The 23,352-nt window shown below is 57.8% G+C and carries 16 protein-coding genes; 6 read left to right on the top strand and 10 right to left on the bottom strand.

Annotated features, from left to right (window positions below):
* Positions 1–294: 294 nt before the first annotated feature.
* From IVB07_RS33100 to IVB07_RS33090, 3 genes are all read left to right on the top strand, one after another.
* Positions 295–1,440, top strand: a complete 1,146-nt coding sequence (locus IVB07_RS33100; RefSeq protein WP_247767380.1) for a hypothetical protein — start codon at positions 295–297, stop codon at positions 1,438–1,440.
* Positions 1,441–1,650: 210 nt separating this feature from the next.
* Positions 1,651–2,979 carry an AAA family ATPase gene (locus IVB07_RS33095; protein ID WP_247767379.1) on the top strand — a complete coding sequence of 443 codons (1,329 nt, stop codon included), beginning with the start codon at positions 1,651–1,653 and terminating at the stop codon, positions 2,977–2,979.
* A 1-nt stretch (position 2,980) separates the two neighbouring features.
* The gene (locus IVB07_RS33090; RefSeq protein WP_247767378.1) at positions 2,981–3,817 is read left to right on the top strand and encodes a DUF4435 domain-containing protein; all 837 of its coding nucleotides are present in this window, start codon (positions 2,981–2,983) and stop codon (positions 3,815–3,817) included.
* A gap of 865 nt (positions 3,818–4,682) precedes the next feature.
* Here IVB07_RS33090 and IVB07_RS33085 read toward each other — a convergent pair.
* The 5 genes from IVB07_RS33085 to IVB07_RS33065 form a co-directional block, all read right to left on the bottom strand.
* Positions 4,683–6,047, bottom strand: coding sequence for a hypothetical protein (locus tag IVB07_RS33085; protein WP_247767377.1), 1,365 nt, complete (start codon positions 6,045–6,047; stop codon positions 4,683–4,685).
* Positions 6,048–6,345: 298 nt separating this feature from the next.
* Entirely contained in the window at positions 6,346–7,584 is a 1,239-nt protein-coding gene (locus IVB07_RS33080; RefSeq protein WP_247767376.1) for an SIR2 family protein, read from the bottom strand.
* 18 nt (positions 7,585–7,602) lie between these two features.
* Positions 7,603–10,950 carry an NERD domain-containing protein gene (locus IVB07_RS33075; RefSeq protein ID WP_247767375.1) on the bottom strand — a complete coding sequence of 1,116 codons (3,348 nt, stop codon included), beginning with the start codon at positions 10,948–10,950 and terminating at the stop codon, positions 7,603–7,605.
* Positions 10,951–11,103: 153 nt separating this feature from the next.
* Entirely contained in the window at positions 11,104–12,171 is a 1,068-nt protein-coding gene (locus IVB07_RS33070) for a DUF2971 domain-containing protein (RefSeq protein ID WP_247767374.1), read from the bottom strand.
* Entirely contained in the window at positions 12,140–13,525 is a 1,386-nt protein-coding gene (locus IVB07_RS33065) for a HEPN domain-containing protein (RefSeq protein ID WP_247767373.1), read from the bottom strand. Before IVB07_RS33065 ends, IVB07_RS33070 begins: the two co-directional genes overlap by 32 nt.
* 411 nt (positions 13,526–13,936) lie before the next feature.
* Between IVB07_RS33065 and IVB07_RS33060 the strand changes: the two genes are divergently transcribed.
* The 3 genes from IVB07_RS33060 (at position 13,937) to IVB07_RS33050 (ending at position 18,426) form a co-directional block, all read left to right on the top strand.
* Positions 13,937–15,397 (top strand): AAA family ATPase, encoded by a 1,461-nt coding sequence (locus IVB07_RS33060; RefSeq protein WP_247767372.1) that lies wholly within the window; start codon positions 13,937–13,939, stop codon positions 15,395–15,397.
* A gap of 36 nt (positions 15,398–15,433) precedes the next feature.
* Positions 15,434–17,188, top strand: a complete 1,755-nt coding sequence (locus IVB07_RS33055; RefSeq protein WP_247767371.1) for an ATP-dependent helicase — start codon at positions 15,434–15,436, stop codon at positions 17,186–17,188.
* Positions 17,189–17,262: 74 nt separating this feature from the next.
* Positions 17,263–18,426, top strand: a complete 1,164-nt coding sequence (locus tag IVB07_RS33050; protein WP_247767370.1) for a YiiX/YebB-like N1pC/P60 family cysteine hydrolase — start codon at positions 17,263–17,265, stop codon at positions 18,424–18,426.
* A gap of 126 nt (positions 18,427–18,552) precedes the next feature.
* On the opposite strand, the gene IVB07_RS33045 is transcribed toward IVB07_RS33050, so the two are convergent.
* From IVB07_RS33045 to IVB07_RS33025, 5 genes are all read right to left on the bottom strand, one after another.
* Positions 18,553–20,463, bottom strand: a complete 1,911-nt coding sequence (locus IVB07_RS33045; protein ID WP_247767369.1) for a DUF4209 domain-containing protein — start codon at positions 20,461–20,463, stop codon at positions 18,553–18,555.
* Between the two features lie 33 nt (positions 20,464–20,496).
* Positions 20,497–20,709 carry a hypothetical protein gene (locus tag IVB07_RS40530; protein WP_256470645.1) on the bottom strand — a complete coding sequence of 71 codons (213 nt, stop codon included), beginning with the start codon at positions 20,707–20,709 and terminating at the stop codon, positions 20,497–20,499.
* Positions 20,710–20,774: 65 nt separating this feature from the next.
* On the bottom strand, positions 20,775–21,500 hold the full coding sequence (locus tag IVB07_RS33035; protein ID WP_247767833.1) for an SOS response-associated peptidase family protein: 726 nt from the start codon (positions 21,498–21,500) through the stop codon (positions 20,775–20,777).
* Between the two features lie 263 nt (positions 21,501–21,763).
* Complete coding sequence (locus tag IVB07_RS33030) at positions 21,764–22,792, bottom strand: IS110 family transposase (protein WP_247766646.1); 1,029 nt, start codon at positions 22,790–22,792, stop codon at positions 21,764–21,766.
* 83 nt (positions 22,793–22,875) lie between these two features.
* Positions 22,876–23,325, bottom strand: coding sequence for a hypothetical protein (locus IVB07_RS33025; RefSeq protein WP_247767832.1), 450 nt, complete (start codon positions 23,323–23,325; stop codon positions 22,876–22,878).
* Positions 23,326–23,352: the final 27 nt, after the last annotated feature.

Below are 23,352 nucleotides of genomic sequence, written 5' to 3'. Positions count from 1 at the left end.
GCTCCGGAATAAGGGCCTGGAATTCGCAACCTATAGTTCGCGTCACCCTTAGGCAGCTGATGAACAGAATACGCATTCTGTTCACTGCAACGCAAATCAGTTGGCGCCATCCGCTTAGCGGTGTGCGTCAGCTCCCCATGAAGTCTGTCCTTGTGAAGGGTTTCGGATGCCGGCCCCATGACGGTGGGGCGGCGCGCACCGGGGGCCGGCGTCCGAAAGCCTCCAAGGGAGATGCTATGGGGCGGCGACGAGGATATTGCATCCATTGTTGCTGATGAACCGATGGAGCGCCCCATGCAGAAGTTGAACGATCTGAGCCGATCCTCGAGCCCCCTCGACCCGAATGGCACGCTGATCGCAGTTATCGAACTGAGCCTGTTGAGCTGGCTCGTCGCCGGCATCGTGCCTGGCGTCGAGCGCCAGCCATTGAAGAAGCTCGCGGTCGACGAGAGCGCATTGCTGAAGTTGCTGCATCGATGGCGAGAGGAAGCAACGAAGGCCGGGCATCGGATCAAACGCATCGCCGTCGTTTTCGAGGCCGGCCGTGACGGCTTCTGGCTGGCGCGCTGGCTCAGGGCACGCGACATTGAGGCTCACGTCATTCACGCATCGAGTGTGGCGGTGTCGCGCGAGCACCGGCGCGCCAAGACCGATCGGCTCGACACCGAGCTGCTCAAACGCTCTTTTCTCGGCTGGCTGCGCGGCGAGCGTGATCACTGCAAGATGGTGGCGATCCCGACAATCCAGGACGAAGATGCCAAGCGGCCCAACCGCGAACACGAGAGCCTCGTCGGAGAACAAAGTCGCATCGTCAACCGAATGAAAGCAGCGTTGAACCTGGGCAACACGTTGGGAGTGTTTCACGGCATCAACAATGCAATAGAGCGCGGAGCGTTGGCTGGCTCGGAAATAAGGGCCATCAACATCATTCAATCCGATTTGCTGCATCTGCTCGTGATCCGCGTCTGCGCTCTCTGTTTCACCAATCAAAAGGAACGGGACGATGATGCCTCAATCGACCGCCTTATAGACGCGCTACGGAACACTGAACTTTGCAGGGAGCTTGTCGCTGCGGATATGCGATGGAGGGCCGCCGTTGGGCCAAGGGCCTCTCGGTGCGCAACTGTGCAGCAGAGCATTGGAACGTTCAGGCGCCGATGGTCGCCACTAAATTCACAGGCGGACGTTTGGAAGCGCCTTTATCACTTCCGCAGCAAGCGACTTGGCCATGTCACCGTCGCTCCTAAGCCAGCGCAGGAAGCCGGATTGAACGAACTCTGGAGCACGGCCCGCATGGCGCTTAGCGCAGCGCGGAAGGCTCGCTTGGTCTTTTGTCGGGAGGACTGTGACTATCTGCGAATGTCCGCGCGAGCGGAGACTGTGGGACGGAGCTTGGTCGTTGCTATCGAGCCGAGGCCTTTGAAAAATACAAAAGCGTGATACAAAGCCCCTGTTGGTAAGCGAGAATTCGCTAGGTTTATCAACGTGAAGGCTGCAGTTCGCGGCTCCCACCAACTGTACCTCGGCCGTGCTGTAACGACCGTGTAAACCTCCTTTATACAAGCCAAGTCTTAGTTTGGTTGCGTTGCAGCTTGCTATTCTTTTGCGAGTGTTGAAAAAAGACTCTAGGACCGGTTGAGGTGCTTTAAGTTGATCCAGCTTTCTTATTTCGAGGTCGATGGCCTTTTCGGCGTTTTCAATCACCGAATTACCTTCAGGACCAACGAACGCATAACGATAATCCATGCGCCGAATGGGTTCGGGAAGACCGCAGTTTTGAAGATGATTGCGGGCTTCTTTGGCGGCTCGCTCTTGGTCTTCCGGCAGTACGAGTTTTCCTCGGTCCGCTTCATCTTCAGCGACGGGAGAGCAGTACGGATTGAACAAAGCACAGTTGAGCCGAACGACAAGCGTCGAGCGAAGGAACGGCGTTATGACCTCTTTTTCGACTTGCAAGGCGAGGAACTGGAGCGATGGTCGCCGTGGGATGAGAAGAATATTAAGGAGCTTCCCGAACGGCTGAGGTACGAATTCGTAGCTTCTGATGGACGCATACTTCGTGACCCCAGAACGGGCCAACTGATGGATCCAGCAGAGGCATGGGAGCGCTTTGCTCACTATTACCCGCGTGCGCACCGAGGGTCTCTCCCGGCGAGGCTCGAAGAAACTCGTCAGCTATTTGATTGCCGCCTAATCGACACGCAGCGTTTGATGGTCCGCTCCTCCGATAAGGCAAGCGCGAGCCGGGATGCAAAGATCGACTTCATACCAGCCGTTCTCACATTCTCTCAGGATGTATCGCAAGCGATTAAGAACGCAATTCAGCAATCGGCGGCCATAACCTCATCTCTGGATCAGACGTTTCCCAATCGTCTGTTGGCTCGCGGCAAGGGGACTTTCAAACCACTGCCGGAAGGTCCGCTCCGCGCAAGACTAGCCGATTTGCTCAAGCTGCGTGCTCGTCTGCGAAAAGCGGGTCTGTTGGACAAGGGTGAAGAGGACACAGTGCTGTCCCCTGTGGCCTTCGATCAAAATACCCGCAGGATATTGACGCTTTACCTGTTTGACTCTGTGCAAAAATTAGAGGTCTTCAACGAGTTGTTGGCGAAGATCGAAACGTTTTTGGGCATTATCAATAAGCGATTCCAATTCAAGAAGCTCGCGCTCGACAAGGACCAAGGGTTCGTGTTGACCGATTTCCGGGGACAGCAGTTAGAGCCGAACGATCTGTCTTCCGGAGAGCAACACGAACTGGTGCTAATCTACGAGCTGCTTTTCAAGACTAAGCCAAACTCTCTGCTGTTGATCGACGAGCCGGAGATATCGCTTCACATAGCTTGGCAGAAGCATGTGCTTCCTGACCTAAAGCAAATCATCTCGCTCGCGCCCATGGACGTAATTTTGGCGACGCATTCGCCACAATTAGCGAGCGGCAGCCTGGGCTTGATTGAAACTCTCAAAGCGCCGGCGTTGAAATAGCATGTTTGAAGACATTACCCCTGAAGCCTTGGCTGCTGAGGTGTTATTCCTTCGGGCGCAGGCTCCCGAGTCGTCAATCGTTTTGCTGGAGGGTGACTCTGACGTCCGACTATTTCAAAGCCTGCTTGACGTGGACATAGGCAACCTTGTGAATTGCTTCGGAAAAGAAAACGTCCTTCGGACTATCGATTTGATCGACCAAGGAGGCGTCCTTGCAATCGTAGACGCAGATTTTGCTGCTATACTCAAAACCGGTTACACTTCGCAAAATATTGTGCAGAGCGATTTCCACGATTTCGAAGTCGTCCTGTTCAATTCCGGTGCCTTGGATCGACTTCTGACCGAAGATGGCTCAAGAGAGAAGATTAGAGCGGTGCAGAAAACGAAGTCCGTCCGCGAGCTTCTCATTAATTCGTGTTTGCATCTTGGTTGTCTGAGACTGTATTCGCAGACGTCGGGATCCGATCTCAAATTCAAGGGGCTGCGATATCGGTTCTTCGGCCGCAAGCTCAAAGTTGATCCGGACGAAATTGTGAAAGAGGTGTTCGATCACTCTCTTAAGCACACCGGGCACGATGAGGCGAAAGCGTTCATCAAGAACTTCTCGTTTTCGACGGTGGACCCAAACCAGCTTGTTTGCGGCCATGACCTAATTGCTGCGTTGGGCGTAGCGCTTCAGTCCTTGATCGGGTCAAGAAATGCCGCCCACTGTGCGGTGCCGGAGTTGGAGTCAAAATTGCGCTTGGGTTTCGCACGCGAAGATTTCGCGAAGACGAGAACCTACGCGGATATCGTGGCTTGGGAGCAACGCAACCCTCCGTTCCGTGTTTTGCATTGAGTTGCACCTACCGGCTCCATCTGCCCGTTTCTCGCTCCCGTGGCTATGACGAGAGGTGCTTGCTGGGTGGTAGCAGCGCGTGGTAGCAGTCATCTCGCAGTTCGGCCGGTTTGTGTAGGTTTTTCAACGTCTTCTTAGTTGCCCCTTCGTCTCCCCTATCGGCGCGTGAGACGCTGATCCTGCTGTGCGAGCGCGAGATCGCACGCAAGGATCGTCACGACAACGATTGGACTCGGCGACTAGTAGTGGTGCGCTCACTTCTGACGCTCCTTGACATCAACAAGTCGAACTAAGGGATGTGCGATACCCTTGAAGGCGTGTGAGCATAATCTTGCCGATGAACGAACCGTCCCAGGTTCGAGCCCTGGTGCGCCCACCAATCCTTTCAAGAACTTAGCCAACTTCACCGTTTGAGACGGGTCGAACAAGACGGTTTTTCAAACGGTGCTTTTGCTCGCCGTCTATCGGGTCCGCTCAGCACGACGGCAATCTACACGGCAGCATGCGGACAAGAGGAAATCGCTTTCCCGGAGCGGTTCTGGAATTCGCAGGAATCACTTGTGCGGCGCGGCGATGATGAACAGCAGGCTTTCTATCATGCCGGCAAGACAGCCTGACCTAATCGATCACCTTGTCGGTCAGAACATTAAGTACTTTAGTTGCGCTATACACATGTCGCAGGATGAACTCGGCACGCTCTCGGGCGTGACATTCGAGCAGATTCAGAAATACGAGAACGCAAAGAACCGGATTCCCCCTCACGCCTGTTCATTATCAGCAAAGCATTGAACAGGATGATTGACGAGTTCTTCGTTGTTCGTGATTTTGTCCAGCCATCGAAAGGCCGGATCAGGCGCCAACCGCCTTAGGTTGGTGATTGTGCGGGCGAGGGAGCGGCGGCAGCAGGCGGAAAAACCGCCTCACGGTAGCCGCCGACATGCGAGATGTAACGACCCTCATAGCCAATCGCCGTGAACAGGAAACGCACGGCCACTTCCCTGATGATCGTGACATGCGTCCAGAGATCGGCATCGGTTTCCCTGGCATCCTCGTAATATTGTCCTCTGTGGACGACCTTGTCGCGCGCCTGCTTCGCGGCCCTGAGGCTGGCCGGCTCGATGCCGCCGAGCGGGACTTTCCACCGGGCGGCGAGAAGCTCAAGTTTACGCAACAACGAGCGGCGGTTCAGATCGGCAAGTTTTTCGTTGAGTTCGCGCGAAGCATCGTCTGCCATCTCGGGCGACCATTTACTGAGGCACGCTTTTATCACCGAGAGAAGCACACTGCGGGTTCTTTTGAATTGTGCGGGCGGCAGGATCAGGGCTTCGCCAGGCTCAACGTTTGAATCGATAAGGTTTTCGAGCGCGGTCATCGCATTCACGAGCCTGATCTCGTTATAGGTGCCTTCCATCGCAAACCATTCGATGGCGAAAAATAGATGCTTCACTACGATGGGTGGAGAGAAGTACGAGCGTACAGCGGCTGCGAAAATGCCATCATGCGCGAGGAAGTGGAAGACAGGCATGACCCCGCTTCTCTGCCGCGTTTGGGAAAAGACCGTGACTTCGCTTTCGGTGCCTGCGATATATTCCGTGATCGGCGCGCGCAGGAGCGATGCGGTGGCAAAAGACATGATCCGCCGGATATGCTCCAATAGCTTCTCACTATCCGCGCGCCAGAGCGCGGCATCGGGTGGCGGGTCGCCTGCTTGAACGACCAGCCAGCCGTCGGCGGCGTCATCTTCGTCACCTGCCTCATGGGGACCGTTCATTTCCAGGCGCCCCAAGGCACATTCGGCGTGAAGTGAACCGAAGTTCCTGAAACCCTTCAGCCGTATGCGTAGCGCAGGTAACGGGAACGGCTCCTTCAGCGCGTAGCGGAGAACGCCTTTTGCGCACCTTGCCTCTGGGGTAAAACGTGTGCCTGCTGCATCCGAGGCCATGCCCAGGCTGGAGAAGATGAGATGTTCGGTTTCGAACCGAGCGCCGTTTTCCGCCGTCGCTTTGAACGAAAAATGCACGACGTCGCTGCTTTCGCGGTGCCATGCGGCTGAGATAAAATCTGACTGCGCCGTACAGGGGATGGGCGAGAACTCGAACACCAACTCGCCGGAAGAATGGATATGTATGACGGCCGAAGCTTCAACCGCATCCACTCCCAACGAGAATGGGCCGGAAAACAACTTCGGCTCTGCAAGAGTGATTTTTTTCTTGGGGGACGGCGCTGGCATTTAACGATGTAATTGCTGAACAGGGCTGCCGGTCAAGGTTTGATTGATGGGTGGGGCGTTTCCATGACGGGGTTCTGGGCGATTTTTCAGGTTGTCTGGCTGACACCTGACTTTAGAAAGCTAATGTGTCCCTAGCCGGGGGCACTCGCCTTCGGGGCCCGCCATCATTGGCATGCCGGCGTCGCTATGACTGCCCCTCGGCGGGTGCCCATTTAACCGGTCTCGGGACTGCACTCGTACCGCGTGCGCCTTCGGCGTCGCTATCACTCACACTGCCCGGGTGCCTCTTTCAGGCAGGTCAGCTTTTTAGGGCGTTGTCGTCGACTATTCCTTCGAGCCATGGGATCCATGCGTCTATTCTGCGAACCGCCTCGACAAACCCTCCGTGCCAAATGGCGACTTTGTGAACGCTCGACACCTCAAAGCCGCCGCGCGCTACGAGTTCATCGATATGGGGCGGCGATGCATGACCCGGTTCATGGAAGCCCGTGGGCGCGTGAAGTGAAATATTGACGTTTCTTCCCCATTCGTCGTTGCGAAACTCCATTGGATCGGCGTTGCGCGAATAGGTCAGGATTAATGCTGGCGGCCTTTCGCCAGTTTGCCGCATCCGGTTCAACAGCGCACGATTTACATGAACATCGCCAAATCCGTAGCCACCAATCAGGATCGCATCGGCCTCATAGACACGCCGGATCAGCGCGCCATAAAAGGACTGAAACGGTTCGACCAGTAGCTGGTCAAGCTTGAACCCGCCCGCGATGAGGCTGGTTTTGGGAAAAGATCGGTTGTCAGATCGGCGATCGGTGGCATTGCCTTGATGGCCATCGAAGAAAGTTCCGGACAGATCCTCTTGGCAGCAAACGTCGTCTCCAAACGGGTGTACGAGCGAGTGGTGAACACTTCCATGCAGGTGATAGGCGAAACCCCACTCCAAGCGTTGATGAATCGCATTCGGAGCAAACACACCATCGCGGCTGAAACCGGCAAATGCCTCGGGCCAGGCCGTGAGGAGGACGGTATCATAATTTAGGTTGAAGGCGCCGACATCGAATGTTGCCCTGAGCCGGTCGAATAGCGCCTTGTACTGAGGGAAGCCGCCTTCTGCTGTTATGCGTGCAGAATCACATTGGGCCCGCATGTGCTCGGCCAGCTTCTTTAAGAGATAAGTGACTTGATCCGTCACACTCACCGTAGCCGCGTACGGCCCGGACTCAAACGACATTCCGAGGGGCTGCCCATCCGGCGAAATGAGCTGGCGAAGGGCATGACCGAAGGGAGAGGGCTCCATCCAGTGCGCGAGGCCAATCATTTCGCCAAGGACTTTCTCGAAATTCGGTGTCGGTCGGATGCTGGCTGTCGAAGCGCCATAGTAAGAGGCAACCGCATCCCACGTCTTGCTGTAGTAGTTGTCCAGCCTTTGCTCCCGCGCCCACTCGTCGCTCCAGCCGGCCATAAGGGAATCAATTGCTGCCACCGATGGCATGCCAACGGGGATGGAACTTCCCGCGCCGAGGATAACCAGGAGCTTCTTCATGCGTCTTCCATAAAAGTCCTAGCCACTCGCGCGCAGCCCTTGGTTATGGGGAGCTTCTTCGATTTCTTTGATTGCCTGCATCGCGGATCGGCCAAAGTCGGGGTGCATCGACCAGAGACGAAGCACCCGGATGTCGCGGGCGTCGCCGAAGCGACCCAGATTAGACAATGCATACTCGATGACGTCGTTGATTTGGAAGTAGCTAAAATAGCCTGCTTGTATTGTCGGCTTTTCCAATGCCGCACGGCAGATGGCGGCGACCTCATCAGGAAAAACGTGCCCGAACGAAGTGATGACCGGCTCCGACCCTGGAAGCCGGTTCGCGCTCTCCAAAAACATCATATCCGAGCGCGAGAATTCTGCCATGACTGCTGCCGCCACGCCTGATTCGTGGCGTGACAAGATCAGGAGCGGGGAACCGCATTTTAGTTTTCGCTCGGTTAGCGGCAGATCATCACGATTGAGCCAATAGAGGATGTCGCCGCATGCCAGCAACGCCGCGGCCGCCGCTGAAGGAATTTCCGTTGGTCGCTCGGGCAGGGGGCACCGGAGCCGGGCGAGGGCGGCATGCGCCATCTCGAAATCGCGAATGGCGTCGCCGACCATAACCTGTTTGGTCGCGGGCAACACCGTCCAGCGCGCAAGCAGCGGAGCGACCGTTGAATCGGAATGTGAGGCCAGTTCAGCAATCATCGAAGGCACGAACATTGGTTCATTTTCCGTACTTTGCGCCACCATCATCAGCAAGTCTTTGCGGTCGGCAGGCGAAAGATCATTCCATGCTTCGCAAAAAGCGCTGTCATAAGGATGATCAAACTGACAGTTCCAAAGGCCAACTGCCATGTCCCACATCAAGGGGTTGTTTTGATCCGCCAATGCCTCGGCCATATTCGCCTTAACGGTCGAAAGATGTTCGGCCTGGTCTTCGTCGAGCGCACCGAGATATTTTAGGGCGTCGATGACTGACGTTGAAATTAGTACATTCGGCACTGGCAAGAGTGCCTCGACCGCCGCGATCAAAGCTAGCCGCTCATCCTCGGTGATCGAATGGCCGCTGAAGGCGGCTGCATGCATCAGGTCAAGGCGCAAATGGTAAGCTGCAATGGGCCAGTATCGGTTGAGGACACTTGGCAACACCGTGGCAATGGACGGACTGGCCCCATCGGCATACTTGTTCAGCCCGATCAGCAAGCCAACCTGACCGGGCGTCAGAGTCTCTGAAGACAGCCGTTCGAGAAGTTTTGCCTCGGCCGGCAGTCGCGGGGAATCATAGAGACTGCCGTTGTGCACCGGCCCGCAAATTTGCTGTAGGGCCGATGGATGCCAGCCCGCCCGGACGTAGCAGGCCGCATACAGCCCGCTTCGTAATGCAACGCTCTTTTCCTTGGCCTCGTCCCGGAGACGGTGATGTTCCTCCACTAGGCGACGATCCATTTTCGCCACCAGCTCGAGTATTTCATCGAGCCGACAGCCAGCGGCGAGTTCACGTGGCAGCGCCGCCAAAATGGCACGGTCTTGAGGGGACCATTCCAGCAACAACTCCGGCTTGGGCCGAATACCCAAGAAGGCTTCTTTATTGATTTCAAAATGCAGCCCATCGATTTCTTGGCTCACGCGCGCCAAGACTTCGTCACATCGTAGGTTCGCCCAGCGCTGGGCATCAACCCCACATTGTCCCCTCATGCATGCCCGGATGGCCCACCCATCCGATAACGTGGCTAGGACATGCTGCCGCATTGATCCGTCGTCGATCGCGCCCAAGACCAGCGGGGCGATGTCGATATGTTGCGGCAAGCGCAGGGCCGCGAGCACGGCTTCAGGATCACCGTTGGCGCGCCTGACGATGGCTTCCGCCGCAAAAACGTTCAGGAACATTTCGTGGCTAAAGCTCACGCGGTCGCCGCGCGTTTGCAGGACGTTCGCAGCGCGTAGTGTTTGGAGCAGCGCACCCGAAACACCTTCGCGATCAGACAGCCGGTCAAGTTCCCGCACAGAAAGACCGAAGCTGATGTGATCTGTCATCATCCCGGCGATGCGGGATAATGCCCGAATGCCATCTGAGGCGGCTTGACCCAGCCGTTCCCGCACATAGGCGTCGAACAGGCCGTACCGGCTGGCGCCAGTTGGTAATTGCCGCCCAAGCTGCCCGACCATTTTCGCTTCGAGGCCACTTGCCACGGTATCGAGCAACGGTTCCAAGACGTCATCACCAATGCCCGCCGCTTGCTGCCGTGCGATGGCCAGCTTGGCTTTCTTGTCAGGCTGCTGCACGGCATAGATGCGCGCGGGCAGAAGGTCGTCGCGTTCAAGTGGGGTTTGGCTCGACAAAACGGCTTGCGCATCATACCGCTTCACAGCGGCCGCCATGCTACGCGTCAGGCGTTGGCGTTCAGCTGGTGTACACTCGTTATACCCATCCACGACGAACACGAGCTGGCGCTCAAGGCGGCGCGCGGCGGAAACTATAGCTTTCGCCGAATGGGCTCCCAGCAGGGTTGCTTCACGGTTCGCCACGTCGCTCAGCTTGCCCTCGAAATCCTTGGCGGGGAGAATGATCGGCACAGATCCTCGCGCCAACGCCGCTATAGCTATCTTGTAAGAAAGCACGCTCTTGCCGCAGCCCGATGGCCCGATCAGCAAAACGCTGTTTTCAGCCGCCGAGCGTTCCAGGACGATGTCGGAAGACACCAACTCACTTTCGCATCGGCAGGAGACCGGGACCAGTTCGGTAGCTGGGCCACCGTAAGTATCCGTGAATGCTTCTCCATAGGCGTTCAGCAGCATTTCGGCGTCGAGCAGGCTTTGGCTTAGCGCTGCCTCAACGGACGACACCGGGATCAAACGATGATGCGCGGCGAAGGCCCGCCACTGAGCCAGTGACCAGCCCTGCCGTTTAACCGCTTGGATCAAAGCTGGCAGTTCATCGATGCCAGCAACTGTAACCTTGAAATCGCTAGGTGGGATCGATGGACTGGCCGGAATATCCGGCGTGAACACCAGCGCGGCGTCGGGGTAGGGCACAACACGGCCAACGAAATCCGCCATCGCATCCCGTACCGCGTGCTTCTCATCGATGGTTTGCTGATAGGCGTTGGGAATTTGCTTCCATCGGCCCGAGGCGAGGCGAAGTTCCCACGAGCCGTTCTCGCCGCCGCGTACCATGGATGTGAAAGCCTTGGCTTCGACAACAAGGACGCCTTGGTCAACCGCAATGATAAGGTCAACTTGACGCATTTTGAGATTCACGTTGGCAATAATGACGGCGGAAATTCCGCGCGCCGTCAGGAATTCTACGGCGCGCGCGAGGGCCACCCGCTCAGAAGCGTGCTCAACGAGAGCGCCAATAAAGATCTCAATGGAGGCCATTTCGGCTCTTTAAATCGGCAAAAGAAAACGTCGGATGGTTTGACGGCGGGATTATGAACGAAAAACTGGGGCAACACCCGCCAAAGATTTAGGGAGGTTCGGCAGCAGATCAATGGGTTTCGCGCTATGCGACCGGCAGCGGGTCAAACCGGGTCAGAGCACGGCGGCCGATCGCACGACTGGAATGGTGCTCGAATAGCCCTCAGCGTTAAGCAGGGATCTAACCCGGTCTTCAGCTCCCGTCGGCGCGTGCGGTCCGATGAGAATTTCGGCGATGCCGCCCGAACCCTTGAGCGGCATCTCGTGCTCGACGTAATTGCGCCCGTTGAACGTCTGGCGATAGGGATCGAATTTCGCGCGCACATTCAGGATGACGCCGCGCGTCTCGCGTTCGTCGGCGAAGCTCTGCTCCTTGGCCGTGAGGCAATTCCAGATCAGCTGTGATGCCAGCAATTCGCGCGCCATCGTCGCGAGGTAATGGCTGCATGGCGCTTGCCGCACCAATTCAGGCTGTGCATTGCCGATGCGGCTGGTGATTTCGGCTGCGCTGGCAATGGCAAGACGATGCCGGGCGGCCGTGGCCGCGTCGCCATAGATCACGCGTCCCATATGAAGGTTCTTGTTGGCCTCGTCATACAGCTCGTCGCGGTCTGGCTGGAACAGAGACGGGGCGAACCCGATCGCATAACCGCGCCCCCCGTCGCCATATTGCTGCCATTGAGGCGGGTGGTCGCGATGGCTGCTGAGGCTGAGAAGGTAGAATTCAAAGGGGCTGGCGAGGCCGCTGGTCTCGATCATGTCGTCGACGCAGGCACAGAAATTATCCATCAAGAAATCGCCGGTCTGGCCGACTTCCCGTAGCACCTGGCTGGCGACGCCAAGCGCATACTCGAATTCCCGCTTGTCGCTCTGCTGCAAATGGCTGAAGAACCATGGCCGCTGGCCGGTGAGGATGCCGCGCAGGCCTTCCTCGCGCGTGAAGTGGTACAACGGGCTGACGGGCGTACTCTCGTTCTGCTCGACCAGCATCCTCTCCCGCGACCAGGCGGTAAACAGCCGCAGCGCCTCCAGCAACGCTGGCGGCAGAGATAGATCGTCAATCGAGGGGCGGCGGCTGCTCATCCCCTTGATACTAGTCACGCGATGACGGGTTTCAAGGAGAGGCCAGGAGTCCAATGGCCGATAGCCTTTAGGGTGAAGCATCGCCGGGCGCGGCGTCACGCTTCTGTGCAAACGAAATCAGACCGTCAAACCCTTCGGCCAGTTGCCTGTTGGTCAATTCGCGGTCGAACAGCCCGTGCGATTCAAACAGATCCAATCCCCAGCAGATCACCTGTTCGACGCGGTGCAGGCAGGCCGGCGCGAAGGCCGCTACGTCCGGATCGAACAGCGAAAGCGATCCATGGGCCAGCCGAGACCGCATCACGTAAGCCTCCGCAAGTTCGCTTTCTAACTCTTCAAACGGCTTGGTGTCAGCTGGCTCATACCGGATCGCCGCGCCCCGCTGGCTGACAGTCTTCTTGATGTCTTCATGCTCCGATGTCAGCACCAGTCTTTCGAGCGCCGTTACCGCCTTGATAATTTGTGCGGCCGGGGATGCCTCGCGAACCGCATCGCCGAACCATGCAGCGGAATCCAGGAGGCGTGAACCGAGGGTCCGCTTGATGGCCGGGTTGACAACTGTTTCCAGCGCCTTGTTGGCGGCGCGAAGCAGCACCGCCATATCCTCACCTTCGAGAAACTTCCCCCAATCGTCCTCGAAGCCAACCGCCGAGGTGGAGGCGCTTGAGCATGAAATAAAGAGGCCGTGTTTCGGATCGAACGACATATGGGCCCGGCGGTCCGTCTCAAGGCGCGGCCCGCCAATATCCATTCGGCGCGTGTGATGTGATCCGAAGAGAATGTGCACGAGGTTGACCGCCCCGGTCACCGCCATTCGGGCGCGCTCCAGTGAGGTGCCGCCGTCGCAATTCAGTACGTTGACCTCGCCGATCCAGGTGAACCCGTCATAATAATGCCGCGCGTTGGCAAGCAGCCGTTCATCCAACTCCTTTTCCCAATCCTTGCCGTCGCGCCGCGCGTAGTTTTCGTAATGCGAAGCCATCCGTTCATTGAAGCGTTCACGAGCGTGGAACGTAACTGGCCCGATGGCAAAGCTGGACGGCCCTTTGCTGTACATCAGGCGGCACGGAACATAGTGCGTGCGGTCTATACGAGCTCTTTTGGCTTCCTTGACTGCCGACGAAAGAGCCCGTTCCGCTTGTTGTTCATCGATCGGGCGGCGCTCGGTCAAAAAGCGTTGGACAAGGATCTTGCCGAGCGCCTTCTGCACCGGCTCGATTTCAATGGTGCCCAGGGCATCGCTGTATTTCATCGCCTGTTCGGCTAGTCGCCAAATCCGCTGGTTGGCTGCGCGCCCGCACATCAGGGGTCCCTTGCCATCCGGATGAGGCAGATCGCCCCACATGTCCTCTTTAGGCAAGTGCTGTAAACTAGCGGGATCATTTTTGACCGCGTCCGAGATCGCTTTCTGAATCCGCACGCATTCGGCGAATACAAACTCGATATCGGTCACCCATCCGGCATTTCGATTCGCGGGCATTGGACAATTAGATACGAAAAAGCCTTCTCAAGGCAATTTTTGCGGGGGAGTTTTGGGGCGTCCGGCTTTGGCAAAATGGCGCAGGACGACAGCGACCCGCTCACCTCCATTGTAGGCGACCACCTAGCCGCGCAGACCCGGCAGGACGAAAGCCATGATTGGGGCCAAGTCCGACACGGGCGAAACCGAGCGCAAGGTTTTGGCAGGTGGCATCAACAGCGTGGCGCGCCCCGAGGAAAGCGATGTCCCGCTTCGCAATCGCAAATAGCCAGTGTAGCGGACTACCTAAAGATGTTAAATTGCAACGATTATAGCGTGAATTTAGCTCGTCCGCATGCGAAAGTGGGACGTTCGCCGACAGAGCGAGCGCGCGCGGGGGATCGAATGCAGCTAAGCCGTATTGTCATCAAGAATTATCGATCACTCAAATTCATCGACGCGCAGGTCGCGGAGCGTACTACCTGTGTTGTCGGGGAAAATAATACCGGCAAGTCGAACCTCATTCAGGCTTTGCGCCTGTGCCTCGACGTGAACCTGTCGTCCGCGTACCGAGCCCTCGTGAAAGACGACGTACACTGCGATGTTGACCAACGCCTACCGTTTCAGGTGTTGATCGGCGTGGAGTTCACAGGTTTTCAGGGCCGCGACAATGAAGAGGCCATGTTGCATGGAACGCAGATTGGACAGGATCGAGCGCGCCTTTTCTATCGCTTCAGGCCGAAGCGGGCCGTGCGGGAAGCTATCAGCCTGAGGACCCGGCAGCCCAACACGCTCACTTTGGCGGACTACGCATGGGAGTTGGTGGGTGGCGGCAATCCCGCAGTCGAGCTGAGACATATCGAATGGGACACGGAGAACGACGCGCTTGGCGCCACGACCGTGAGCCTTCAATACCTACAGTCGTTTCTGGTCGTCTACCTCCATGCCTTACGCGACGTCGAAAACGATTTACGCCAGCCACGGCAGTCCCCGTTGGCCAGATTGATCGACGCTAGCGCGATCAGCGAGAACGAGCAGGCAGCACTCATCGAAGCAATCCAGGACGCGAACGATACCATCGAAGGTTCGCCCGCTGTCCAAGCGATTTCGGGAGCGATCGATACCGCTCTTAAGGAAGTCACCGGGCCAGCTTTCAGCCTCGATGTGGAATTAGGCCTATCCGCGCCGTCATTTCAATCCATTGTACGAAATCTGAATGTGCTCTTGAGCAGTGCTGCGATGCAGCGATTCGAGCCCCGCCGCAACGGTCTCGGTCTCAACAATGTTCTATATATATCAATTCTGATAGAGTATTTCCGTAAGCGGGCCGCAATTGGCCGCTCTGCCGGTGAGCTAATCTTGATCGAAGAGCCAGAGGCGCATTTACACCCTCAGCTTCAGCTCACGCTTCTTGAAGCGCTGCGCGCTTTACCATTCCAATCCCTTTTGACGACCCACAGTCCAAATATCGCGTCGAAGGCGGCGCTGGACTCGTTTATCCTTTTGACTAACACGGGCGCGACGGCCCCGTTTGCCGGCACGATCGCTGCTAATGCCGATCTTGCGGAAGAAGATGTTGCAGATCTCGAACGCTATCTCGATGCCACGAAATCAAGCCTACTTTTCGCGCGCAAAGTTATGCTCGTCGAAGGTGCGGCCGAAGTCCTGTTGATACCGCCGCTCGTGAAGGCAATTTTAGGCGTGGCTCGGTGCACCCCGTATCGCTCAAAAAATATCCGACGCAGACTTTTTGGGAGTCGACGACGAGTTGAAGGACGCTGTCCTGCGGACAGCGAAGCGGTTCGGAAAAGGCCGGTTCGCACAAGTCGCGGCTCGGCACGTCGCGCGAGCAACCGAGCTTCCTAGTTATATCGCAGATGCAGTTGAATGGTTGCGTGCCCAATGAGCCTAACGGCGGAACAACGCGACGCTGTCGAGTGCGAAGACAACATCCTGCTTACGGCATGTCCCGGCAGTGGAAAGACACGGACGATCACAGCACGTCTCGCGCAGGAGATCGAGAAGCTGCGGGGAAGCCCGCAAGCGGTCGCTTGCATCACTTACACCAACGCCGCCGTTCAGGAAATTGAGCAGCGGCTGGCCGCCCACCTGCTCGACGGCGACGAGCAACACTTCGTCGTTTCAACGATCCATTCGTTCTGTCTGAGCGAAGTGCTACGCCCATTTGCGTGGCTGGTGCCGGGCTTCGCCGGTTCTATCCGGGTGCTCACCCGTGATCGCCCAGAATTTGAAGAAATCGCGCGTTGGGCGGCTGAACAGGTAAACCTGCTGCAAATGAGGGCGGCTGACTTCGAGGCCTTCGCATCCCTCAGCTTGGACATCCATGGAAACTTGATCGGGGTTGCCCTGGGCAACGAACCCGTTAGACGCGCTGCCCCATACTTCTGGCAGAAGTGCGCTGAGCTGGGCTTCGTTGACTTCGCCAACATCATTTATAAGGCCTATTGCCTCTTGCGCGATCATCCAATGATCGCGCATTCCCTTTCGTGTCGCTTTTCGAGTTTTCTGATCGACGAATTTCAGGACACGACCGAACTTCAGATCGAGATTTTGAAGCTCATTCACGCGCAGGGACTGTCGCGGATATTCGCCGTGGGCGATCCGGCTCAGTCGATCTTCGGGTTCACGGGCGCGCGTCCGGAGCTCATTCAGCCATTTGCTGTACATATTGGCGCAAGAACGGCCTTATCGCTTACGGGTAACTTCCGATCCAGTCCGCCAATCGTGACGCATGCGGAGCGCCTTATTCCTCGTGTGCCAGCGATGCAGAGCGTGGGGCGGAACCGGGCTGCCCGCATCGAGCCATCTCTTGTTCAGACCAGCGGAACGTTCGAAGCGATTACCGAGCATTTTCTTCCATTACTGGCGGATGAGGGGATTGCGTTTGGCAACGCTGCTATTCTCGCCAGAGAATGGGCACCCTTGTTTCCACTCTCCCGACGTCTCCGAGAATTTGGCGTGCCAGTCGTCGGCCCAGGAGCGAGGCCGTATCGCCGATCCCGTCTCTTCGCCTCGCTGGCGGAACAGCTTTGCGGCTATATCGTTGATCACGGAGCACACAATATTCGCCAGCTTGAGCGCGCCCTGTTTCATGCCGTGCAGGATGCGACCGCAAGGGCCTGCTTCGAAATCTTCTCGTACGCCGGACGTGTAACGCTCGTTCGGTTGCTGCGCGAAGCTTTGCGCCTTGCGCAAGCGGGTGGGGCGATCCAATGGCTTGACGCGATGTCGCAGGCGACGGGATTTATCCTGCAAAGCGATGGACTAATCGACCAAGCGCATGCCGGGTTGTTTTACGCCTCTGTTCAGGAAATGAAAGCTGATATGCGAGGCCAGAACGTCGACCTTGCCAACTTGACCATAGAAGACCTGGGATTGTTTGCGTCGCCGGACAGGGCAGTACGCCTCACGACCATCCACAATTCAAAAGGGCGCGAATATGGCGCGGTCGCTCTCATCAACCTACGCGAGGGCCGGTTTCCTCATTTCCGCGCCGAGGATATGGACGCTGAGAAGCGGCTCTTTTATGTTGCGGTGACGCGCGCGGAACGCGTCTTGATGTACATCGCCGAGCCAGACCGTTGGGGAAATGCACCCTCTCGGTTTCTCGGGCAAGACGGTGTTGGGCTTGTCTGAGAACTCGGCTACACGCTGCCCAACGGCAACGCCACTGATCCGTTCCGTGTTCGCAATGTCTTGTTAGGCAGACGATGAAAGAGAAGAACCCGAGATACAACGGCCTGTGGGTGTTCAAACTCGACCTAACAAAGCTGCGCCCTGGTGATGTCATTCTCACGCGTAATGCGGAAGCAAGCTCGTTCAAGGGCAAACGCAGGTCGGACATAATTGCGAAGGTAACCCGCGGCAAGTTCAGTCATGCTCTCATCTGCACGGCGCTTCCTACACTTATTGAGGCGCTAGCGGATGGTGTCTCAAATATAAGCGCCCAGAATTGTTTCGTGCATGACCTCAAGCATGTGCGCGTCCTTCGGTACCCCAATCAGGCCATCGCACGCGCGGCCGCAAGCGAAGCGTTCAAGTTCTTTGGGAAGGAATATTCCGTGCAGGCGGCCCTGCGATCGGTGTTGCCCGGGGTGCCGATATCGGATTCGGGCGATGATAAGACGTTTTGCTCGGCACTGGTGGCGGCCGTTTACCGGGTCGCTGGCGCCCCAGAGTTTGCATCGATCCATCCGATGAAGACGACGCCGGCTACCCTGGAGAAATCGGCCCACTTTGCCGATGTCACGTCCGATGTCTTCGTAAGCATACTTTCGCCCAGCAACATCGAAGAAATGAGTGCTCTGGATGGAGACCGGGCGGTATCGCCAATGGCAGGTCAATCTAAGTTGTTGAATTCTTACTATGCCAAGCTATCCGTCCCCATCGATGAGTTCTTCGCCCAGTATCCGACGCTCACCCTTAAAAAGCCGACCAGTTTTTTTGAATGCCTGCCGTTCATCAATTCTGCCTGTATCGCGGCCAATCGGCTTCCCGATCATCCTGAGGCCAACAAGGCACGGGAACAGGTCAGATTTATCGATGACCTTGCATTCGAATTGCTATTGGAGGGCAAATGGCAGGCGATGATGAAGGCCGCCCAGGCAATCGACGATGAGAGCATGCGATACTCGCTGGAAGAATCGTTTAAGGCAGACCCCGACGTGAACTTGGCCGACACGCTAGGGATGATTAAGGCGACACAGGACCAAATCGTCTCCCGGTCGTCGATCCTGATTGATCCGGTCGGCCAGTCCCGCGTTTGGGATGAATGGGTCAGGATGACCCACGAGGCGGTCTCCGAACTCAATACCAGGCTCAACGTTTTGAACGAAGTGCTGGAGAGGGTTTTCCCGTCTGCAACGCGCGACTGACAATAGGTAACGGCCCATTCCACAGTTGGTAGCTTGCTGCCGAAAGCGATCGAAGCAAGCCAACCGATTAAGAGCCGGTCTTTTCGCTATCCCCGGTCTCGGATGCAGTATTTGCCGCCTGCGGTTCTAAGGGTGGCTTGGCGCTTGTTTATCGAAGGGAAGCTGTAGCTGTTCCCGGTAAGGAAAGAGGGGAATGAGGCAGAGCCGGAAAATCAGCCAGCAGGCGTAGACGGCATCAGGGCCGTAAGGGTCCCCGTCATGCAGCAAGCCATGCGATAGCGCATGCCGAAGAGACGGGCCGGGCTTCTTGAGGAAGAGGCGTTCGATGTCGGCCGTGATGGCTGTACCGAAAATCGTGTCGAGTTCGTTCCTCATCTGCTCAAATAGGGAGGAGATCGTGCGATCCTGCTGCGTTTGGTTCGCATCGTCGAAGATCGTCACGTCATGCCCATGCGCCTTCAGGACATGGCGCAACGAATTCTCCAGCAGGGGCGTCAAGATGTATAGCGCGCTGACGAAGTCGCCCTGAAAGAAACGCAGGAAGCCGCGGCTGAACGTCCTGACCAGATCGTTTGGAACAAATGCGCTGTGAACGAGAATTCGCGCGAAGATATCATCCGATAAGAAATGATCGGCACCGATTGCTTGGCGGGCGGTCTCAATCTTTCCAGCCGCGGCGACCTGCCGGCGAATGCGTTCGTCCTGCGCAATTTGATGTTGAATGGCACTTGCATCCCCCTCATCGCCAAAGCCGGCCCCCGCAGTCCGATGGACGACTTTGCCTTCGCTGTCATGATGGGAAGTACCAAAAAGCGAGGCCAACGGATGTTCGCGAATGGAATCGGAAGCAGCTTCGGCCAGCTCTCTAGGTTCAGGTGAATTTTCGAGAGCGGCAAAGACAAAGAGCTTGTCGCGCAGGGTCGGCTGGCGCTTGACGCCTTGCTCAATCTGCCGAGCCATATCTTCAAGATTGAACGGAATGGAAAATCCTGACATTTCCTCGCCGATGCCCGCCTGAGCATCGATAAGCCGGTGCCGCAGTTCTTTTCGCCGGTCCTTTTTTCCGGGAACGCCGTGAAGCTCAGCAATGGCATTGGCCAGCATCGACGATGTCATCATCGCCACCGGTTGGCGGTCGGCCATCAAGACAAACTGGTCGGCTGCGGCTGACTGACAGCGGTGCTGGTCGTCAGGCTGCTTAGCGAGATGGTACGCACGTGCGCCAAGCCGCCAGAGTTCAACGATGCTGTGCGCATCGGTTTCTGCGGGCAGGGCGCCAATCAAATCCTCGATATCTTTTCCGATGACGGCGGGGTCAGAGATGCCGAAGTCCAGGTCAAGCTCGCAAAACCAGAACGCGGGGACGGCGAGGGAGTTTTGGATAGCCCTCACACGCAATTCGTTCGCTATCGCGCGAGCCGCGATCGCTTCGGGTTTGTTCCATCCCACGGCACGGCCAAGTTGCAAGGCCCGCCGCAGGAGGTCCCGGGCGTCGTGCTTGAGCGCTCCTTTGCCATCGTCGAAACGGAATGCGAGCGCTCCGCTGTCAACCTTCCTCAGGATTTCAACGTAAGCGGCTACCGCCGCGGTACCCGAGTCAGCTCGCCTTCGTTCGAGAAACCAGCAGAGATCGGAAAGGCGCGCCCGCAAAGCCGGATGCGTTGCGCGCTGAGCCATGGCGGATAGCACTTCGACAGGCGGCCCCCGAAAATCGCCAGCAACGGGCGACCGCCGACCATCGGCCCACACCATCATAGCGCCGAAGGGTTCGCTCCGATCCTTGGGCCGAAACAGCATGCCGGCAACCGCCGACAGCATGCGAAATACGCGTGCGGCGGGGGTATCTTCCGTTTCACCAGCGGCTTTGCGAAACAGATCGCCAAGCTCTTGGCTGTCCGCGCTCTTTGACTCTGCGATCGGGCTCTCGAATTCGAGGTCCGCAAGATCGGCGAGCGTGGCGCGCAACCAAACCGGCGGAAAGGTTTCCGCCGGGTCGCTGCGTTGTGGTTCTGCGTCGCCGTTCTTTTCGTTGTCCATGCTATGCTCGTCATCGTTTCAGCGCGTAACCTATCAGAGACGAGGCGGACGATTTACCGGCCACATCAGAGAGGCCGTCAGACGCGCTTCAGCGGCCCAAGACGCTTCCGAGCGCAGTCCGAACTTCCTGGCTTCATAGCTGGCTGCCGCCACGACGCCGCGCTCCCGGGATCCGCCGACGGCGACCGGCTTGCCGCGAAGATCCGGATTGTCCCGCTGCTCGACGAAGGCATAGAAGGCGTCCATGTCGATGTGGATGATCTTACGCTGGCGGCTCGGGGAAGCTGCCTGGTCGTCATCGTCCTCGATGGTCACGTCGCTAGCCCGGCCGTGTCTTCCTTGACGCCGCGGGCGCCGATCCGGAGCATTCCGTCGGCAAGGGGCCGCTGTAGTTTCAGGGCCTCGTCCAGAGGGGCCGTCATCCAGGTCTCGACTTCGTCCGGCCTCGTCAGGATCACCGGCATCGCCTTGGGGTGGATAGCGCCGACCTCGGCGTTGGGCTCGGTCGTGAGAAACGCGTAGAGGTCGTTAGTCGTCTCACCTTCCTTGACCTTCCGAACGGACGTCCAGTTGGTCCAGATGCCGGCGAAGCAAGCGAGGGGACGGGTCTCGTCGCGTGCGAACCAGATATCACCGCCATCTGCTTTGTTGAACTCGCTGAACGAGTTGAACGGCACCACGCAGCGGTTTTCGGCTCCCAACCATCGCGTCCAATGCTTGCTCTTCACGTTGCGGATGTTCGTCGTGCCGCCGTCCGGCTCCATCCGTAGCAGCTCCTTGAAATCGACGCTCTTGCCCTTGGCCTGCAGCTTCTCGGCGCGTTTCTTGGTGGCGTCCATCAGCGCTTTTGACGACGACGGCATTCCCCAGCGCGCCGTGGCGAGTTCGCGTCCCTCGGCCCCGTTGCGCACGATCGGTGCCTTGTAATCGGGAAATACCCCGGGCATCGGCGCCAGATTGCCCACGTATCGGTTCACGACGCGGAACAACGCGCTGATTGCGGCTTGGTTGGTCGTGATCGAATAGAGATTGCAGATGTGGACGGCCCCCCACTTGTCAGGATTGTAGCAGACTTTTGGCCAGATCGCTTGCTATCAGATGTCCGGCCTGTTTGCGCGGACAAAGCCCGCTGGCCGAGATGGTGTTCGCTACGCACGCTCCAAGCACATGGGCGACATTCTTAGTGCCAGTGTAATCTTCGGAAGCTCGCGCGTATCGACCGATCGGTCCTTCCATCTACTGCGTCCTGCAAGTTCGTGGGCAATCCGCCGAGCAACCTCGCTCGCGGGCCGATTTCAGATCAAGTCGGCATGGCGGCTACCGGCTGCTTGTACACGCCACCCGATATCATCAGGCGCCAAGCGATGCGGGCAAACTTGTTTGCCAAGGCCACCGCGACCAACTTTGGCGGCTTTCGCCCCAGCAGCGAAGCGAGCCATTGTGTCGGCTTATGACGGCCCTTTCGGATATGCCTCAGCAGTGCGGTTGCACCGACGATCAACGTCGATCGCAGTATAGAATCTCCGGCCTTTGTAATGCCGCCGAGCCTTTGCCGGCCGCCAGTTGAATGATCCTTGGGTGTCAGCCCGAGCCACGCCGCAAAGTCGCGACCCGATCTGAACGTCTCGGGCGGCGGCGCTTTCATGCTGAGCATCGACGACCCAATCGGACCGACGCCTGGAATTGTCGCAATACGCCTGCTGATGTCATCCTCGCGATGCCACTTCATCAGCTTGGCCTCGATCTTCGCCAGGCGAGCTTGGACCGCGGCATACTCGTCAGCCTGAAGGCGGAAGAGATCCCGCGCCATTTCCGGCAGGCTTTCGTCTTCGAGCACACGTTTGATGAGTGCCGCGACGTTCTGCTGGCCGGCGGGCCCGACGATACCAAACTCAGCGGCATAGCTCCTGAAAGCATTGGAGAGCTGCGACTTCACGCTGACCAGGCGTTCCCGCACAGTCATCAACATGCAAGCCGCTTGCCGTTCCTTCGACTTCACCGGTACGAACCGCATGCTGGGCCGGGTAACCGCCTCGCACAGTGCCTCGGCGTCGGCCGCGTCGTTCTTGCCGCGCTTCACGTAAGCCTTCACGTATTGAGGAGGGATCAGCTTTACCTCGTGCCCGAAAGATTGGAGCAGGCGCCCCCAATGGTGCGAGCTGCCGCAAGACTCTATGGCGACGAGAACCGGCGGAAGCCGCTCGAAGTAGCGGATCATCTCGGCTCGCCGAAATTGGCGCCGGACAACCACTACCTCATTTTCATCAACACCGTGAAGCTGGAACACCGACTTCGAGGTATCCATGCCGATACGAACGGGAATATTCATTAGACTTTCCTCTCATCTTTTCTGTGACGCCGAGAGCGCCATCAAACCGTGGGGATGAGAGGCCGTCCACACCAGCACATCGGTCAGGCTTCGGTCCGAGGGTGGCGCGGCTGCAACGCCAATTGTAGCAGAGTCGCGGAAGGACGCCGGCCCGCCTTGGCGCATTTGCGGCAGCGCAGCCGGCTGGCGAGGTCGTGCACGAAGGTGGTCGGCGGTTGCTTCATCGCCGCGAGGTCGACGTCGCTCGGCGTCTTGCAGCGCGCACACTGAATCTCCAGCCAAGGGAAGCCTCCATTCACCGCTTGGTCGATCGTCGGGGACGGATCAATCGGTTCTCCGTCTGACCACATGCGTTCGTTCCAACTCTCGCATAGCAGCTTGTCGGCCTGCTGGATGAGCGCTTCCCCCTTCGCTCGCGTCTCCGCCGATCGGGTAGCCAGGATGTTGACCATTGCCCGCGCCTTGCCGAGCTCTTTCGCCAGAGCCTTTCGGTCTCCGCCCGACAGGGGCGTAGGGTGATACTTCGGGGCCATCCGGACATCCAGACGCAAAGAGATCGG

It is taken from the genome of Bradyrhizobium sp. 172 (genome assembly GCF_023101065.1).
In the GTDB taxonomy this organism is placed as follows: Bacteria; Pseudomonadota; Alphaproteobacteria; order Rhizobiales; family Xanthobacteraceae; genus Bradyrhizobium; species Bradyrhizobium canariense_D.
Note: the sequence above shows the minus strand (reverse complement) of the source record. Positions and strands in the feature narration are given on the sequence as shown.